The sequence below is a fragment of the Mycetocola sp. TRD_SC_2 genome (assembly GCF_055361225.1).
Genome location: NZ_CM143954.1, coordinates 1,186,801 through 1,203,348, shown reverse-complemented (window position 1 = coordinate 1,203,348; position 16,548 = coordinate 1,186,801). Strand labels below are relative to the sequence as shown.

At 64.0% G+C, this 16,548-nt stretch carries 18 protein-coding genes; 11 read left to right on the top strand and 7 right to left on the bottom strand.

The genetic code is table 11. From position 1 onward, the window contains the following. Positions 1-4 precede the first annotated feature (4 nt). The 3 genes from ACWA1Q_RS05700 to ACWA1Q_RS05690 form a co-directional block, all read right to left on the bottom strand. On the bottom strand, positions 5-1,537 hold the full coding sequence (locus ACWA1Q_RS05700; protein WP_463760222.1) for an ABC1 kinase family protein: 1,533 nt from the start codon (positions 1,535-1,537) through the stop codon (positions 5-7). A 182-nt stretch (positions 1,538-1,719) separates the two neighbouring features. Further along, complete coding sequence (locus ACWA1Q_RS05695; protein ID WP_463760221.1) at positions 1,720-2,265, bottom strand: PadR family transcriptional regulator; 546 nt, start codon at positions 2,263-2,265, stop codon at positions 1,720-1,722. Positions 2,266-2,337: 72 nt separating this feature from the next. Next, positions 2,338-3,042, bottom strand: a complete 705-nt coding sequence (locus tag ACWA1Q_RS05690; protein WP_463760220.1) for a TetR/AcrR family transcriptional regulator — start codon at positions 3,040-3,042, stop codon at positions 2,338-2,340. A gap of 79 nt (positions 3,043-3,121) precedes the next feature. On the opposite strand from ACWA1Q_RS05690, the gene ACWA1Q_RS05685 reads away from it, so the two are divergent. The 6 genes from ACWA1Q_RS05685 (at position 3,122) to ACWA1Q_RS05660 (ending at position 8,125) form a co-directional block, all read left to right on the top strand. Further along, complete coding sequence (locus ACWA1Q_RS05685) at positions 3,122-3,814, top strand: DUF4386 family protein (protein WP_463760218.1); 693 nt, start codon at positions 3,122-3,124, stop codon at positions 3,812-3,814. Then, positions 3,811-4,311, top strand: coding sequence for a nitroreductase/quinone reductase family protein (locus ACWA1Q_RS05680; protein WP_463760217.1), 501 nt, complete (start codon positions 3,811-3,813; stop codon positions 4,309-4,311). Before ACWA1Q_RS05685 ends, ACWA1Q_RS05680 begins: the two co-directional genes overlap by 4 nt. Positions 4,312-4,420: 109 nt before the next feature. Then, positions 4,421-5,350, top strand: a complete 930-nt coding sequence (locus tag ACWA1Q_RS05675; RefSeq protein WP_463760215.1) for an ABC transporter ATP-binding protein — start codon at positions 4,421-4,423, stop codon at positions 5,348-5,350. Continuing rightward, a complete protein-coding gene (locus ACWA1Q_RS05670; RefSeq protein WP_463760214.1) occupies positions 5,347-6,192 on the top strand; it encodes an ABC transporter permease in 846 nt (281 codons plus the stop codon). Before ACWA1Q_RS05675 ends, ACWA1Q_RS05670 begins: the two co-directional genes overlap by 4 nt. 107 nt (positions 6,193-6,299) lie before the next feature. Next, entirely contained in the window at positions 6,300-7,454 is a 1,155-nt protein-coding gene (locus ACWA1Q_RS05665; protein WP_463760213.1) for a sensor histidine kinase, read from the top strand. A 2-nt stretch (positions 7,455-7,456) separates the two neighbouring features. Then, on the top strand, positions 7,457-8,125 hold the full coding sequence (locus ACWA1Q_RS05660) for a response regulator (protein WP_463760212.1): 669 nt from the start codon (positions 7,457-7,459) through the stop codon (positions 8,123-8,125). 20 nt (positions 8,126-8,145) lie between these two features. Here ACWA1Q_RS05660 and ACWA1Q_RS05655 read toward each other — a convergent pair whose 3' ends face one another. Together ACWA1Q_RS05655 and ACWA1Q_RS05650 are read right to left on the bottom strand one after the other, a co-directional pair. After that, entirely contained in the window at positions 8,146-8,517 is a 372-nt protein-coding gene (locus ACWA1Q_RS05655) for a PLD nuclease N-terminal domain-containing protein (RefSeq protein WP_463760210.1), read from the bottom strand. 74 nt (positions 8,518-8,591) lie between these two features. Then, on the bottom strand, positions 8,592-9,392 hold the full coding sequence (locus ACWA1Q_RS05650) for an SDR family NAD(P)-dependent oxidoreductase (RefSeq protein WP_463760208.1): 801 nt from the start codon (positions 9,390-9,392) through the stop codon (positions 8,592-8,594). A 132-nt stretch (positions 9,393-9,524) separates the two neighbouring features. On the opposite strand from ACWA1Q_RS05650, the gene ACWA1Q_RS05645 reads away from it, so the two are divergent. Further along, positions 9,525-10,289, top strand: coding sequence for an SDR family oxidoreductase (locus ACWA1Q_RS05645; RefSeq protein WP_463760206.1), 765 nt, complete (start codon positions 9,525-9,527; stop codon positions 10,287-10,289). Between the two features lie 51 nt (positions 10,290-10,340). On the opposite strand, the gene ACWA1Q_RS05640 is transcribed toward ACWA1Q_RS05645, so the two are convergent. Beyond that, the gene (locus ACWA1Q_RS05640; protein ID WP_463760204.1) at positions 10,341-10,847 is read right to left on the bottom strand and encodes a MarR family winged helix-turn-helix transcriptional regulator; all 507 of its coding nucleotides are present in this window, start codon (positions 10,845-10,847) and stop codon (positions 10,341-10,343) included. Between the two features lie 84 nt (positions 10,848-10,931). Here ACWA1Q_RS05640 and ACWA1Q_RS05635 point away from each other — a divergent pair, with 84 nt between their 5' ends. Continuing rightward, positions 10,932-11,723 carry an SDR family NAD(P)-dependent oxidoreductase gene (locus ACWA1Q_RS05635; protein ID WP_463760203.1) on the top strand — a complete coding sequence of 264 codons (792 nt, stop codon included), beginning with the start codon at positions 10,932-10,934 and terminating at the stop codon, positions 11,721-11,723. A gap of 49 nt (positions 11,724-11,772) precedes the next feature. Here ACWA1Q_RS05635 and ACWA1Q_RS05630 read toward each other — a convergent pair whose 3' ends face one another. Then, complete coding sequence (locus tag ACWA1Q_RS05630; RefSeq protein WP_463760201.1) at positions 11,773-13,131, bottom strand: DUF2254 domain-containing protein; 1,359 nt, start codon at positions 13,129-13,131, stop codon at positions 11,773-11,775. A gap of 202 nt (positions 13,132-13,333) precedes the next feature. Between ACWA1Q_RS05630 and ACWA1Q_RS05625 the strand changes: the two genes are divergently transcribed. From ACWA1Q_RS05625 to ACWA1Q_RS05615, 3 genes are all read left to right on the top strand, one after another. After that, entirely contained in the window at positions 13,334-13,846 is a 513-nt protein-coding gene (locus tag ACWA1Q_RS05625) for a DUF421 domain-containing protein (protein WP_463760200.1), read from the top strand. Positions 13,847-13,922: 76 nt separating this feature from the next. Further along, the gene (locus tag ACWA1Q_RS05620; protein ID WP_463760198.1) at positions 13,923-14,531 is read left to right on the top strand and encodes a hypothetical protein; all 609 of its coding nucleotides are present in this window, start codon (positions 13,923-13,925) and stop codon (positions 14,529-14,531) included. Positions 14,532-14,629: 98 nt separating this feature from the next. Further along, on the top strand, positions 14,630-16,468 hold the full coding sequence (locus tag ACWA1Q_RS05615; RefSeq protein ID WP_463760197.1) for a lipase family protein: 1,839 nt from the start codon (positions 14,630-14,632) through the stop codon (positions 16,466-16,468). Positions 16,469-16,548: the final 80 nt, after the last annotated feature.

Genomic DNA, 16,548 nt, shown 5'->3' with positions numbered 1-16,548 from the left:
CCGCCTACCCGCGACGCGGCGCGAAGAGTGCGTGAAGCAGCGGCAGGACCGATGCAACCATTAGGACGGTGCCGAACGTGGCATCCTCTGTGCGAAGCACAGCGCCAGCGATGAGGAGTCCACCGAACAGAACCGTCGAGAGCAGTCGCTGCGCAAGGCGCTCAAGACGAGCGACCCGGCGTTCGAGGGCGAGGCTCTGCACCGAGAGGGTGCCGTCCTCGAGCCCGGTGATCACGTTGTCCAGCCGCCTGGGCAACCGCACGGCGATCCCGGCAATGTCGAGAGCCTCGCGGGCGGCATCCTTCACCACATTTCCGCCTTCGTCGCGGAGCAGCTGTGCCGCGTACGGTTCGACCGAGTCCCAGAGGTTGAACCGCGGATCGAGCGAGCTGCAGACGCCCGACGTCAGTGACATGGCGCGAACGATCAGCAGGAAGTTTTCGGGCAACTGGAACGGCAGCGAACGGATGACGTCACCGAACTGTTTGGCGAAGTCACGGAACTCGCGCGGGTCGACGTCACGCAGCTCGGCGAATCCCATGCCGCCGAACCGCGCGAACAGCTCCACCATCGCCCGCTCGAGTTCGGTTGTCTCGGCGGTCGGCAGCAGTACTCCGAGATCACGCATCGCGTTCACCAGGCCCTTGCCGTCGCGAGCTGCGGCAGCGATGAGCATCTTCCGCAGGCCGCTGCGGGTGCTGGCCGGAGCCTCGCCCATCATGCCGAAGTCGATGAACGTCAGCTTCCACGGTCGCTCGCCTGAGCCATCGGCGACGGGAGTGACGAAGATGTTCCCTGGGTGGGGGTCGGCGTGAAAGAAGCCGTGCGTAAACAGCTGGTCGAACATCACCGTCGCGAAAACCGAGGCGACCTCGCCCGGGTCGATTCCAGCGGCGAGGAGCGTCTCCCGGTCGGTGATCTTGATCGCCGTGACGTCTTCGAGCGTGAGGACCCGCCGTGTTGTCCGTTCCCAGACCACCGCCGGGACAGCAACTCGGTCGTCGCCGGCGAAGTTCGCGGCGAATCGCTCGGAGTTCATGGCTTCGTGCAGGTAATCGATCTCCTCGAGGCTTGTGACCGCGAACTCTTCAACGAGCGCGGGAACATTCACCCGATTCGAGACGATGCGCACGCGGCTGAGCCATCCGCCCACTTTGCGCAGGGCGGCGAGGTCGACGTCGACGATCTCGTCGATTCCCGGTCGCTGCACCTTCATCACAGCCCCGGTCAGTCCCGTGTCGACGGTATCGAGGGCGCCAAGGGTAGCGCGATGCGCCTGACCGAGGGATGCCGCCGCCACCGGCGACTCGCTGATCGTCGCGAACGCCCGTGCGAGCGGCACACCCAGCTCCGCCTCCGCCAGCCTGCGGATCGCTGGAAACGGCACGGGAGGAACCTCGTCCTGCAGGCCTTCGAGTTCTTTCGTGATCTCGGGCGGGAGCACGTCGAGCCTCGACGACATGAACTGGCCCACTTTGATCATCAGGCCGCCGAGGTCGACCGCGAGCACGTGGAAACGCCGTGCGAAGCGTTTCATTCGGCGCGGTCGGCTCCGCTCCGCCAGTCTGGAGAGACCGATGCGGGGCAGGAACAGTTCGAACCACCACGTCACCGCGAGGTTCCATCCCGCGAACCGAAGAATGCGACGGTAACGGGCGCGCGTGTTTCCTGCCCCGGACTGTGAGTTCTCTTGTCTCTGCCGAACCGGCGGCACCGCCGTCAGTCCTGGGCGAGGATCGCGTAGAGCCGGCGACGCGCCTCGTCGAGCACCGTCACAGCCTGCTTGACCTGCTCAGGTGAGCCGGAGCGGCCGACCTGGGCTGCAGCCTGTGCGAGCTCGACACCTGCCTTGGGCAGGGCGGTGAACCCGGCCTTGTCGTCAGAGCTTGTGCTTTCCCAGGGCGCTGCGGAGTCGGACTCGGCGATCACTTCACGACCGGCCTCGGTGAGCGTGTAGGTCTTGCGGCCGTTCAGTTCTTCAGCGGTGATCAGACCCTCATCGGCGAGGAGCTGAAGCGTCGGGTAGACCGAGCCGGCGCTGGGCTTCCAGGAGCCGTTGCTGCGCTCTTCGATCTCGCGGATGATCTGGTAACCGTGCATCGGGTTTTCGGCGAGCAATGCGAGCACCGCGGCGCGAACATCGCCTTTGCCCATACGGCCGGAGGGACGCTTCTCGAACGTCGACCGCAACTGATCCATGATCTGCCACATACCGTCGGTGTGGATGCCGGCGCCGAATCCTCCAGTGGGGAATGAGTTACCCATGATGACCTCCCAATTGTGTACGAACGATACTCAACGATATATCGCTGGGGCTTGGAGCGGTAGGGGTTTTCGTCAGCGGCGACGCAACGCGAGTCCGTCGAGCAGGAGATCGAGTCCGAACTCGAACTCCGACTGGTCGTCGCACCATCCGAGCGTCGTGGACGCGTCATGACTCAGCTTGGTCACCATCTCAGCGATGAACGGCAACTCTGTGCCGAGCGCCGCGATCTCCGCGATCGCCGCCTCGGGGTCAGCTGCCGTCTCCTCAATCGCTGGCGCGCCTGGCTGGAAAAGTTCGTTCGAAAATCCGAGGGCACGACTGCCGAAAGCATGCAGAGAGTGGTGCACGGTGTCGACGGAGAACCCGCCGCGGCGCAGAATAGAGCCGAACTGGTCGAAATAGAGCATCAGCGCTGGCCCCATCGCTCCGTGGCTACCGAGCAATGCTGGTGCCCAGGGATGCCGCAGGAGCACCGCGCGAGATGTCAGGACACGTCTCCGGAGCGTCGAGCGCCAGTCGTCGGGATCCTCCGGAGCTGTGATGTCAGCGCATGCATCGTTGACCTCGCTCACAACGACTTCGGCGAGCGCGTCGAGAAGATCGTTCTTGCCAGAGACATGCCGGTAGAGGGCCATGGCCTCGACGCCGAGCACATCGGCGACCGCCCGCATCGTGACTCCGCCAAGCCCCGATCGGTCCGCGACGTCGACCGCCGCACCAAGCACCCGATCACGCGTCAGAGGGCGGCGCGGAAGGACGGGGGCGGACTCGGTCACGAAACTCCTCTCGCCGGACGGTTGCGACGATGAGATTACAGTGTAAACATGTTTACATCGTAAACATGAAAGGATCGTGATGCCTCCCACCGCCCTCTCCGTCTCCGGGAACCCGACGGCCTTCCGGGAGGGACGGCGACGGGCTGCGGTTACCGCCGCGATCGGAACCCTCGTCATGGCCCCGCTGGGGATGTTTGCCAACATCACCGCGCTCTCTGTGATCGGCCCGACCAACGGAGTAGCTGCTCGTGTGCTCGACTCGAGTGCCTTGCTGCGTCTCGCCGTCGTCGCTTTTCTCCTCGTCGTGCTTCTCGATGTCGTCATCGCATGGGCGTTCGCTCGCTTCTTCGTCGATTCCGGGGACGGCCTGCCCACGCTTGCGGCGTGGTTGCGACTCAGCTACGCCGCTGTCCTCGCGGGTGCGACGACACACCTCGCTGTTGCGACGCAGGCGGTGAACGCCACGGATGCCGCAATCTCGACATCGCTGGCAACGTTCTCCCTGATGTGGCAGCTCGGACTCGTCGTTTTCGCTGCCCACCTTGCCGTCCTGGCGGCTCTTGTCATCCGCGACGCCGACACTCCAACGTTGCTCGGCGTGATCATCGCGGTCGCTGCCGCGGCATACGCCGTTGACGGCATCGCGCGGCTTTTCCTGCCGGCCGACACCGGGCTCCTGATCGTGCTCACCGGAATCGTCGCCGCTACGTCGATCATCGGCGAGATCGGCCTGGCGGTCTGGTTGCTGGTGCGAGGGAGAAAAGCGTCGTGAGGTTCGTCCGCCTTTCCATCGCTCTCGTCACCGGCGTGGCCCTTCTCGCAATGTCCGTTGCGGTCACCGTGATGCTTCTCGCCTTTCGCGGTCGAGTCCCGGCAGCCCTCCGAATCGTGCGCCGGTTCAATCGGGATGTCACCAACGTGCGGCAACTGCGCACTGCCGGGCAGGCCGGGTCAGACACCGCAGTCCTGCGCCATCGGGGACGGGTGACCGGTGCGCCACGAGCCACTCCCCTGGGTGCGATGCCGGTTGGCGTCGGATTCGAGATCGTGCTGCCGTATGGCCGTGAGACCGACTGGCTGCGCAACCTGCAAGCCGCGGGGTCGGCTGTCCTCGAACACAACGGGATCGCCTACCGGGTCGACCAGCCAGAAGTCGTCCCGATTGAAACGACGAGCTTCGCCGAGCGCGACGCGGCCACGTACCGCGCATTCCGCATTCGCGAGGCGGTTCGCATCCGCTCGACTCCCCCACCTCCTCTTCCGGACTGAGATCGAGCGATCGGTACCAAAGTACTGGCCGCGAAACAGGGCGAGACCGTCGTCCACTGTGCCAGCGGCCGAACTTTCCTAACCTCGTCATCATGCGAAGGGAAAGTACATGATCAGAGCACAAGCACTCGTCAAGCAATACGGAAACAAGGTCGCCGTCGATTCCATCGACTTCACAGTGAGGCCCGGTCAGGTGACAGGCTTCCTCGGACCGAATGGCGCCGGCAAGTCCACGACGATGAGAATGATCGTCGGTCTCGACAAACCGACATCGGGCAGGACCGAGGTCAACGGGCGCCCGTATTGGGAGCACCGTGCACCCCTTCGTGAAGTCGGGGTCCTTCTGGATGCCAAGGCCGCGAACGGAGGTCGATCGGCCTACAAACACCTCCTCGCGATTGCCGCAACACACGGCATCGGTGCCTCACGGGTGAACGAGGTCATCGGTCTCGCCGGACTCGACTCGGTTGCGGGCAAACGTGTTGGCGGGTTCTCACTCGGAATGGGTCAGCGGCTGGGAATCGCCACGGCCCTGCTCGGAGATCCAGCAACGATCATCCTCGACGAACCGGTCAACGGGCTGGACCCGGAGGGCGTCCGCTGGGTGCGAACTCTGATGAAGAACCTGGCTGCCGAAGGACGCACCGTCCTGCTGTCCTCGCACCTCATGAGCGAGATGGCACAGACCGCCGACCGACTCATCGTGATCGGGCGCGGTCGAATCCTCGCGGACGACCCCATCGCGGACGTCATCTCTGGCGCCACCCGTTCGGTGACGCGCGTTCGCACACACGAGGCGGAGCGCTTGATGGCAACGATCGCCGGACCCGGCGTCGTCGTCTCCGTCCTCGCGGATGGGGCGATCGACATCACCGGGCTCACCGCTGAGCAGGTCGCCGTCGCCGCGTCCACCGCTGGCATCGTGCTGCACGAGGTCGCGTCGATGCCGGGATCGCTCGAAGAGGCCTACATCGCCCTCACCGCCGGAGAAGTCGAATACCGCTCATCGAATGCAGCGGGAACAGGAGCACACAAATGAGCACGCTCGAGAAATCACGCGCCACCTACATCCCAGGTCCCGACCGGCTGAGATTCTCCGGCATCTTGCGCTCGGAGTTCATCAAACTCACGAGCCTTCGATCCACCATCACGCTTCTGTTCGCGATTCCCCTGTTGGGGCTGTCCGTAAGTGCCGTGCTGGGCCTGACGCTCGAGGATGCCGGGCTGCCCGGGCAGGCCTCCGTTGGCTTCATGCTCGATCAGGTCACAATCGGAACGGTCCTGTTCGGCCAGCTCATCGCCGGCGTTCTCGGAGTGCTCGTCATCAGTGGCGAGTACTCAAGCGGAACGATTCAGTCGACATTGATCGCTGTTCCGACCCGAATTTCGGTTCTCGCGGCCAAGGCGGTCGTCCTGTTCGTCGCGGTGACAGCATCCGCTCTTGTCGCGCTCTTCGGATCGTGGGCAGTGACCTACCCGATGCTCGGCGCTTTCGGGATCGAGATCGGACTGACCGAACCGGGAGTGTTTCTCGCGCTTCTCGGCGGAGCCGTGTACGTGGGCCTTTCGGCTATCCTCGGATTGGGTATCGGGGCTTTGCTCCGTGCCGTCGCTGCTGGCGTCGCAACCGTCATCTCAGTGATTCTTCTCCTGCCCATCGTGCTGTCGGTCCTCCCGGCATCGCAACTGGTCAGGAACCTTCATCTTCTCTCAATGTCCAAGGCGGGTGACGCGATGACAAGCGCTGCTGAGTTCGATGGCGGATTCCTGAACCTCGCGGACGGTTATGTCAGCTCCGCTGCCGGATGGGTCGTCGCCGCGGTCTGGGCCGGTGTGTTCCTGGTGCTGGGAGCCGCCCGGCTGCGTCGGGGTGACGCCTGACTCCCCCGCTCAGCGGATCGCGCGGTGCCTCGACAGAGGTGCCGCGCGATCGCGCTCCCCAGACACGCGTCACCGCCGAGCGCTCCCGGACCGCAACCGCTGTGATCATGGCGGTCTATCTCGTGCTGGCGGTGTTCCTGGCTGCGCTGTCGCTCGAACCTCCGCACGTCACTCCGCTGTGGCCGATGGTGTGCCTTGGGCTGGGCGGCATCGCGGTTCTCGCCGCACGTCACCGCTACCCGCGGTCGGCGTTCGCCGGCGCGATGGTGCTGGCCGTGCTCTCATTGGCCGTCGGGTCGGGTGCCGAATCGCTGCTCGCTGTTCTCGCGGTACACAGTGCGGGGGTGCACCGTAGCGCGGGGACCGCGCGGCTGTCTTTCAGCATCGCGATGGTGTGCGGCGCAATTGGTGCGTTGGCGCTCACGGCCCGGGGAAGCATCCTGCCGCCGATGATGGGCCTCGCCCCGCCGATGCTGGCCCGGGACACACTGTTCGACTGGGCGAACCTGTACGTCGTGATCGCTGCGGTCCTGCTGATCGCGACGCTTCTGGGGACGAACCGCGGGCACAGGCAACGCCACATCCGTGAGCTCGTCGACCGCGCCGAGCGGCTTGCGAGGGAGCGCGATCAGCAGGCTGAAACCGCGAGAATCCTCGAACGGGAGCGGATAGCGCGCGAGATGCACGACGTCATCGCCCACAGCCTCACCGTGATGATCGCGATTTCTGACGGTGCGCACGCTGCCGCTGATGAACGACCAGCCGAGGCGAAGAAAGCGATCGCGCGTGTGGCTGAGACCGGGCGCAGAACACTCGGAGAAGTTCGCCGGCTGCTCGGATCTGTGCGCGATGACCGTGGAGCACTCGCGCACGCTCCGCAGCCTGACGCGTCGCAACTGACGACGCTTGTGACAGAGTTCGCCGCGGCGGGCCTGCCGGTGCGCCTCGTCGTGACCGGCGCGCCATCCGTGGATCCGGCTCTCGGCCTCACGGTCTATCGGATCGTGCAGGAGTCGCTCACGAATGTTCTGCGTCACGCCCGGCGGGTGACATCGGCGACGGTCACCGTGACCTGGCTGACGGATGCCGTGACGATCGTCGTCCGCGATCTGTCCTCCTCCGTCGCGATATCCTCGAACACCGGTCGAGGGATTCTCGGGATGCGGGAGCGGGTCGCGCTGTATGACGGTGTGATCGAGGCCGGACCGCATGACGATGGTGGATGGCGTGTTTTCGCGCGCCTGCAACGGGAGGACGGGTAGCAATGGGAAAGAGCATCCGAGTCCTTCTCGTCGACGATCAGGAGCTGGTGCGCTACGGCTTTCGGCTCATGCTCGAATCGACGGCGGGAATGGTCGTCGTCGGCGAAGCAGGTGACGGGGCAGACGCGATCGGTGCCGTCGAACGGCTCAAGCCGGACGTCGTGTTGATGGATGTGCGGATGCCAGGGGTCGGCGGCATCGAGGCCACGAAGCGCATCATGAGAATGCGTCCCGACACACGAGTACTCGTTCTCACCACCTACGACCTCGACGAGTACGCGTTCGGTGCGCTCACCGCTGGCGCTGCCGGTTTTTTGCTCAAGGACACGCGGCCGGATGACCTCATCGCGGCGGTTCGCGCCGTTCACTCCGGTGATGCGGTGGTGTCACCGCGCATCACGGCCAAGCTCATCGAAGTCGCGGCTCCTCACCTCGGTGGCGGAGGACGGTCGGACGACGCGGATCGCGCGCTGGCCGAGTTGACGACACGAGAACGCGAGATCTTCGTCCTCATCGGGCGCGGTGACACCAACGGCGAGATCGCGGCGAGGCTTCACCTGAGCGAGTCGACGGTCAAGGCGAACGTCGGGCGGGTGCTGTCCAAGCTTGATCTCCGCAATCGTGTGGAAGCGGTCATCCGGGCGTACGAACTCGGCGTCGTCCGTTCATGAGCGCACGAGGTCCGATCACGTTACTCGGCCTGCAAACGCCGCCTGTCGGCTTCCGCCTCTAACTGCCGAATGCGCGCCTGCTTCTCATAGAACTCGATCTCGCGCTCAACGCGCAGCAGTTGCTCTTCGGTCGACTCTGGTCGTGGCGCTGAATACGAAGGTTCGGGATGCTGTCGCGTCGCCAGTCGCGAGACCCCCGGCCTGCGGGTGGGCGCTGGATACTCCCGGCCGATGATGAACCAGAGGATGCTGCCGATGAGCGGAAGGAAAACCACGAGCAGGATCCAGACCATCTTCGGCAGGTGCTTCACCTGCCCGTCCTGACGCGTGATGATGTCGACGAGGGCGCCAACGACGAGGACGAGGGTCAGGGCCGAGACGACGACGTACATGCGCCACAGTCTATTGAGCAGGCGGTGAGGAGCAAGAGAGAATCACGCGAATTGGGGGTGCGGCGACTGTCGCTTCAGCGGGTTGGGCCAGGGGCCATCTCATAGGCGCGCCCTGGTTCCTGTGTCGCGAACTTGCCTCCGCTGACGTCGATCAAGGATCCGGTGATGTACGACGACAGATCGCTCGCCAGAAAGCAGAGAAGGTTCGCCACATCTTCCGGTTGTCCCCAGCGCCGGAGAGTGAGCATGTCAAGCTTTTCGGCCTGCTCCGCCTGCGTCATGTCCGAGAAGCCGTTCATGGCAGTGGGGATCATCCCTGGCGCGTATGAGTTGACGGTGACGCCCCACGGGCCGAGTTCGCCGGCGAGGGCCCGGGTGAATTGGACGACCGCTGCCTTCGAGGCAGCGTACGCGGATGCTCCGACGCTCGGCATGATCGCGGCGAACGACGCCGCGTTGATGATCCGCCCCGCGCTCTGCCGCTTGAGATGAGGGGCAACGGCCTTGCACGTGTTGAAGGTGCCGCGTGTGTTGACCTCGAAACACCTGTCCCACGCGTCGCTGTCGAGCTCCTCGACGAGACCGACGGTGTTGATGCCCGCATTGTTGATCAGTACATCGATCCGCCCATGCCGTTCGACGACGCCGTCCATGGTGCGTTCGACCTCGCCATAATCTCTGACGTCGCAGACGAGGTGCTCGCCGTCCCAGCGGTGTTCGGCGAAGCTGGCTCGCATCGATTCGAGGTCCAGAGCGTTGACGTCAAGGGCGATCACGATCGCCCCCTCCCGGGCGAAGGTCTCCGCAATGACAAGGCCGATGCCGCGCGCAGCTCCGGTGATCACGACGACCTTATCCGTGAGATCGATCAGCATTCCCTGTCCTCCCGGCGGCCGTACAACCGGCCACAGTGCGTCTGGAGCGGTGAAACATCACTATAAGCGGATGGTGCGCCCATGGGTATGCTTACATCCACCGTGCGGCCCGCAACCGAAGGGAACAGCTCGATGCCCAGTGGCGAGATCGTGACGAACTCATCCGGACCGGTTCTGTGGATCACCGGCGCCGGAAGCGGCATGGGGCGGGCCGTCGCCCTCGAGGCCTCCCGCCGGGGATACCGCGTTGCGTTGAGCGGACGACGACAGCCCGCTCTCGATGACGCTGTGGCCGCGATCGCGGAGGCAGGAGGCGAGGGCTTCGCTGTGCCGATCGACGTGGCGGATGACCGCCAGGTTGAAGAGGGCCACGACCGCATCGCCGACCGATGGGGTCCCGTGACACGGGTCGTGCTTTCGGCAGGTCTGAACAACCCAAATCGGTACTGGCGCGATCAGTCCATTGCCGACTTCAGCCAGATCGTGCAAACCAACCTCATCGCATCCGCGCGCGTCGTCGGCCTAGTCCTGCCGGGCATGCGGGCATCCGGGGATGGTGTCGTCGTCTTTGTGTCTTCCTTCTCTGGGTGGCAGTTCTCCCCGGATGCCGGTGTCGCCTACAGCGCCAGCAAGACCGCATTGGCTGCTCTGGCCGAGTCCCTCAACGCTCAGGAGAACGGTGCGGGCGTGAGAGCCTGCCACCTGTGTCCGGGCGACGTGGACACCGACTTTCTCGACATGCGGCCGAGCGTCCCGGCCCGCTCGGACCGCCAGCAGATGCTCACTCCCCCTGATATCGCCAGGGCGGTGCTCTTCGTGCTGGACAGCCCTGCCCATGTCTGCATCAACGAGCTCGTCATCACCCCGACGAAACGACGACCGGCAGAGACAACGTGACTCCGACGGCTGGCTTTCCAGCTCTCACCTCGGTATTCGGGCACTGTGCGCTTACTCGCCAAGAGCGCCGGATCCTGTCGGCTGCCATCCTTCCTGGCTTCTGATGGCCCGTTGGATCCGCAGGCTGATGTCACGCAACTGAGTCCGTTGCGCTTTCGTCAGCGGATCGAAGACGAGCTCCCTGACAGTGCGGGCGTGGGCGGGAGTCGCCTGGTCGAGCACTTCCAGCCCCGGAGCCGTCAGGGTCGTCAGGGTCGACCGTCCATCTGAGGGATCCCGCGTGCGCTCGACCCAGCCCCGGCTTTCCAGCCGGGACACCGCTCGAGAGAGCCGTGAGAGCGAACTGTTGGCGAATCCCGCGAGAACGCTCATCCGAAGCAGCTGATCAGGCGACTCAGCCAGCGCGAACAAGATCCCGTACTCGAAATGGGTGAGATCGAAGTTCTGGACCAGGGGGGCGTCGAGAGCCGGCGGCAACCATTCCAGCACGGTCGCAAGGGCAGCCCAGGTCGACAGGTCTTCGCCCTCGAGGGGCTGTGGGGCGGGGGGTTCGCTCATGCCGCCAGTCTACAGAATTACTTTCCCAGTCAACTAAGCTGCTACCGTTTACTTGCTCAAGCAACTATCGAGAGGCAAAAGACCATGGACATGCAGCTGGCAGGGAAGCGCGCTTTTATCAGCGGATCGACGCAGGGAATCGGGTTCTCGATCGCACGGGGGCTTCTTCGCGAGGGCGTTGCGGTCATCATCAATGGCCGGGATGACACCAGGCTCCAGCGGGCAGTGGAATCTCTCGCAGCGGAGATGCCCTCTGCGAGCGTGACGGGTATCGCCGCGGACTTCGGAAACGCAGCAGACGTCCAACGACTGCTCAGCTCGCTCGGCACCGTCGACATCCTCGTCAACAACGTCGGCTTGTTTGACGTGGTGCCGTTCGCTCAGATCGATGACGACGATTGGGCCCACTATGTCGAGGTCAACCTGATGAGCGGAGTGCGACTGTCGCGCCAGCTGATGCCGGCGATGATCGAAGCCGGATGGGGTCGCATCCTCTTCATCGGAAGCGAGTCAGGTGTCAACGTCCCCGCTGACATGACGCACTACGGGGTCACCAAAGCGGGCATGCTCGCCCTGAGCAACGGACTCGCCAAGCTCACGCGCGGCACGGGGGTAACGGTGAACACGATCCTCGGTGGTCCCACCTATTCGGATGGAGTGGCCGACACCGTCCGCACCATCGCCGAGTCGCAACAGATACCGACGGATGCTCTGAAAGCGGCAATCATCGGTGGCAACCAGACCTCGTTGCTCGAACGGTTCATCGAGCCGGACGAGATCGCGAACCTTGCCGTCTACCTGGCCAGTCCACTGGCTTCTGCGACGAACGGCGCTGCCGTCAGAGCCGACGGCGGTGTGTTGACCGGGATTTTATGACAGAAGAGCGCGCGGTGGCTTCGCTGACGGACTGCCCTCTATCCAAGACCTACGGAGTGACCCACGTGCCGGCTCGCGCCTCCGCCACAGCGTCACAGTCTTTCAGGAGCACTTCCTTCGCTTGTTGTGAAATCTCAGCGGTCCTGATTCCAGCGCGGAGCAAGTCAAGCTCCCGGTCGAGGGCGACGCTGTGCCGGCCCTGACCCACTACCCAGCCCAGCTCGCGCAACATTCGGACCAGCCTCCCCGCGACCCTCGGGTCATCCAGGGCGTACCTCCGGAGCTGGACCATCACCCGGTCGAGCAGGTCCGCAAAGGAGGGATACCCGACGACAACACGGATCCGGCCCTCCTCATCGGCGTGGGACTTCGGCCCGGTGTGGCGGTCAGCGAGCGAACAGAGCAACGCGGAGATGTGACCGATCGCGTGTACTGCTGTGGTCGGGTCGTTGACGCCGGGAGAGAGAGCGCGGCTGGCGACGTCGAGCAGCTGTTGCAGCCCAAACCCGGCATCCTGCGTCGAGGTCCGCTCGAATCCGGTCGAAAGGCTTGAACCGAGACCGGCGATAAGAGACTTCCTGCGCTCGTCATCGATAGGGTTCTGATCGATCGACCACGCCCGCGCGAATGGGACTCCCGCGATGAGCGATGCTCCGGGAACTGCATCGATAATGATGAAGGTTTCGCTCCCAACGGCTGTGCGCAGTGCGGCCTTCGCATCAACGCCCAATAAGAATCCCGATACCGGGCTCTCAATGAACGTTGGGCTCCGCTTCGGTTCCACCGACTCTGTCTGCTCGGCGATCTCGCGGTCGGGAAAAATACGGTCGATGGCGTCGCCCGCTTCACTGTGCACGTCCCGCATCATCGTCTCGACGCGAATTTGTGTGGCGAGGTGCCCCAGGAAGAACACGAGCGCAATGACGCTCGCCACCGTGAGACCAAAGGCGAGAGTGATTGAGATCTTTGGGACGAACCCCTCCCCCTCGCTCGTTTCAGATCGAATACTGCGGAGAACGGTCAAGGAAAACAAGAACGTCGCGAGGAACAGCCCCAGCGTGGTGTGCACGAACCTGTCCCGCGAGAAGGTTCTCAGCAAACGAGGCGAAAACTGGCTGCTCGCAAGCTGGAGAGTCACAACCGTGAGAGAGAAGGTCAAGGAGGTCACCGTAATGAGGGATCCAGCGATGGTCTCCATCAGAGACTGCGCGGCCTCAGGGCCGCCGCCGAAGAGAAGCGCAGACACGGCATCCGAGAGGTGGTCGTCGAGTTGGCGATCGAGAAACGGAAGATACTGGCCGAGCACAACCGCAACGAGCGCGGCAGAAAGCGGTACGGGCCAGAGCTGAGTTCGAAGCGAATCCCTGACATCGCTGGCTTTCGCCTGGCGCTTCATGCGTGACGCCACGGGTAATGCGATGCACACGCGCACCGGGGTGGGATGACGGTCATCTCTCGGACGATACTCCACCGGGTGAAGGGACGGGCAACCAGCTGAAGCAGGCCGGGTGCAATCCCCTGTACCCAGGCGGCGCCCCCGCGTACTGTCTCCCTACAGCGACGGCCACCGTCATCGCTCGTCGATCGGGCAATACTGAGGAGAAGTTTCCATGTGGTTTGATTCCTGGGCGGACATTCTTCGAACGTTAGCCGTGGGATCGGCAGCTTATGTGACGGTGGTGTTGGTGCTGAGAGTGTCCGGAAAACGGACCCTCAGCCAGCTCAACGCCTTCGACTTCGTCGTGACCGTCGCGCTCGGTTCGACGCTGGCCACGATCCTCCTCAGCTCCGACGTCGCATGGGCCGAAGGGTTCACCGCCCTGGCGATGCTCGCCCTGCTTCAATTCCTCGTTGCGTGGATTTCTACCCGCTGGCCGCGTGCCCGAAAAGCCATTGCCGCTGAGCCGGTGGTGCTGTTGCGCGAGGGGGTCCTGCAGGACGACGCGATGCGACGCAACCGTCTCACCGCGTCGGAAATCCATCAGGCGGTTCGAGGAAGCGGGTCCGGAGACCTTTCCCAGATCGCAGCCGTCGTGCTCGAAACCAACGGAAAAATCAGCGTCATCTCGTTTGACAACTATGGGAACGGATCCGCAATGGAAGGAGTGACCAGCAATCCCTGACACACCGAAAGAACTCGACAGCAAAGAGACGGAGCTCACGCGAGCCGAGTTATTCGCCCAGGCCCTGGACAAGCCCATGGGCATACTCGGGGTGGTCTTCCTCTTCGTCATATTGGGCCAGTCGATAGCAACGGGCGAAGCAGTTGTGGCTGGCTTGTCGATCGTCGGATGGGTGCTCTGGGCAGTCTTCGTGGCCGAATTCCTTCTCCGCGCGTATATCGCCCGGTTCCAGCGAGAGTTCTGGAAAAGGAACTGGTGGCAGGTTGTGTTCCTGCTCGTACCCTTCCTCCGGTTTTTTCGCGCGTTACAGGGATTGCGACTGATTCGTTTGGCACGCCTCGGCCGCATGGGTGGGATCGTTTCGGCGAGCGTCCGCGGAACCCGTTCGGCGGGGCGACTACTGAGCAGCAGAATCGGTTGGCTACTGGCCGTGACGGCGGTAGTGGCGCTCGGGTCGAGCCAGCTCCTGTACGCCGGCGGATACTACGAAAGCTACGCCGATGCACTCTACGAAGCGGCGCTCACCACGGTCACCGGTACCGGGCTGAGTCCCGAAGACGGTTTTCCACGTGTCATGCACATCCTTCTCGCCCTCTACTCCGTGGCAGTATTCGCGACCCTGGCCGGAACGCTCGGGGCATTTTTCCTCAGGGGAACAGCCACACGCAATGACGACCACTTGTGAAAAATTGCGTATTCATTCGCAGATGATCAGACTATGCAGGTGAGCCACGCACCGATCCCCCAGGCTTCGCTGCCCGACACCCGGACCCCGTCGAACGCGTGACCGCTGATTCACTTCCCCAGTGGCGCGGATGGCACGTCACTTCGTTGTCGCAATGGCTCGCCTCGCCGCCGCCGGCCGTCCTCACTCTGACCGGAGCCGGTGTCATGGTTCTCGGGCTTCAGGTCGTTGTCCGCCCGCTCACCTCCTTGCTTCTTCTGGGCATCTACGTGGGCATCACCGCCATCGTTTCCGGGATTGCCAACGTCATCCCTGATGGTGGGCCATCACGATGGTGGCGGTGGCTGCTCGCCGCTTTGTGGATATTCGGTGGTGTCGTTGTCCTGGTCTGGCTGGGTCGCAGCCTCGAGTTACTCCCGCAAGCACTCGCAGTGCTTCTGATACTGGGCGGACTGGCCTCGTTGGGCGATGCCCTCACCCGAGGCCGGCTCTCACAGCGTTTTCTCTCGGTGTGCTGGGGTGGTGCCCAGATCGTCTTCGGGATCCTGTCCCTCACCTGGCCCGATGCCACGCTTCTCGCCGTCGCGGTCGCGTTCGGTATCCGCACCATCGCATTCGGTGTTGCCATGTTCACCCGCGGCGCTCGGCAATGGACGCAACCTCACCCATTGGTCGACCTGGAACCGGACGCTCAGACCCGCCGGCGGCGGAACCTCCTCGCTGACGGCGCCCGGTACGCGCTCGCTGTCGTATTGGTTGTCACCGCTTCGGCCGGATGGTACGTCAACGAATGGCTCGAGGACGGGGAGATCGTGGTCGACGCTTTCTATTACCCGCCGGGTGACGTTCCCAAAGGTCACGGCCAGCTGATTCGGTCAGACGACTACCGGGGCGAGATTCCCGAGGGCGGGACCGTTGAGCGGATTTTGTACACGACCCGGGATGCCATCGGTGCCGACGCGGTCGCCAGCGGTCTCGTCATCCGCCCCGTCGACCCACCACCCGGGCCCCGACCGGTGGTCATCTGGAATCACGGCACAACCGGGGTGGCCCAAGGGTGCGCCCCCAGCCTCCGCAACAAGGCAGCGACAGAGTGGGACATCCCTGCTGTTGAGGAAGCACTCGAGCGGGGATGGGTGGTCGTCGCCTCTGACTACTCCGGGCAGGGTGCACCCGGGGACTTCCCCTACCTGATCGGCAAAGGCGAAGCACGATCGTCACTCGACGCAGTGCTGGCTGCCGGTGAACTCGATGATCTGGTGCTTTCGCCAGACACCCTGGTGTGGGGTCACTCGCAGGGCGGTCATGCCGCCCTGTGGACGACCCAGATCGCAGAGAATCACACTCCCGGATTGAACATCCTCGGCACCGCGGCGTTGGCTCCCGTTACCGATCCATACGCTCTCGGCGAGGTGTTCACCCGCGGCAACGCGTCGCCCCAGCAGACGTTGTTGATCTCATGGGTGCTCGTGCCTTACTCCGATACCTACCGAGAGGTCGACCTGCGTGATCATGTTGCGACGAGCGGTCGGGTGATGGTGAGGGAGATGACCCAGCGGTGCCCCACTGAGCCCGGATTGATGGTGTCCGTTCTCACAGCTCTCGGCGTGGGGATGGACCAGCCATTGTTCGTCGGTGACCTCACCGGAGGCGCGTTGGGGAATCGTCTCCAGGAGAATGCCGTCACCGGCCCGTTCGGTACCCCTCTGTTCGTTGCATGGGGTGCGAAGGACGAGGTGCTGCCGCCGTCTTTTCAGCACGACTTCGTGGAGCAGCAGTGCGCAAACGGCGAACAGGTGCGCTGGGAAGAGTATGCGGGCTACGGCCACCTCCGCATCCTCCAACCAGGATCGGTGTTTCTCCCCGCCCTGATCGGCTGGTCTGAGGCGCTACTCGAACGCGATCCCGACGAGCCCCTCAGCGACTGCGGGCAGTAGCTCGGAGAGCGCCAGTCCGCGCTCCTTCACACGCGACCTGGGCCAATGGCTTCCGTCTGGGTGCCATTCACAATGGTGGC